The organism is Chromohalobacter sp. HP20-39 (genome assembly GCF_033052815.1).
In the GTDB taxonomy this organism is placed as follows: Bacteria; Pseudomonadota; Gammaproteobacteria; order Pseudomonadales; family Halomonadaceae; genus Chromohalobacter.
The window spans coordinates 1-385 of record NZ_JAWHTP010000255.1 but is presented as its reverse complement, the minus strand read 5'-3'; the positions used below and the strand labels follow the sequence as shown (position 1 = coordinate 385).

Below are 385 nucleotides of genomic sequence, written 5' to 3'. Positions count from 1 at the left end.
GCAGTGGAGATCGTGTACGCGTGGTCGTTGGGACGTTCGAAGACGTTTCGGCTCCGTTGGCGCCGGTCGAGCCTTTTACGTTGCTCGACGTCGAACTGAAGCGCGACATCGCGTTTTCTTTGGCGAGCGCTCACAACGCTTTCCTGTATGTCTTCTCAGGCGAGGTCCTGATTCGCTCTGACCGGCGCGAGCAGCGGGTCGCCCACGGGCATGGTCTGGCGCTTGCCGGTGACGGTTCAACGCTGACATTCCACGCATGGCGGCCAAGCCAGTTCCTGCTGCTATCGGGTGCGGATATTCAAGAGCCGACTGTCGTCAACGGTCCCTTTGTCATGAACACCACCGAGCAAGTCCGTGACGCCATTGAGCGCTATCGGCGTGGTGA

The 385-nt window shown here is 60.3% G+C and carries 1 protein-coding gene; it reads left to right on the top strand.

Features of this window, described 5'->3' with window-relative positions; all coding sequences use genetic code 11:
• Positions 1-80: 80 nt before the first annotated feature.
• Positions 81-385 (top strand): pirin-like C-terminal cupin domain-containing protein (locus RVY79_RS17875; RefSeq protein ID WP_317465856.1); only part of this gene is annotated, 305 nt, incomplete at its 3' end.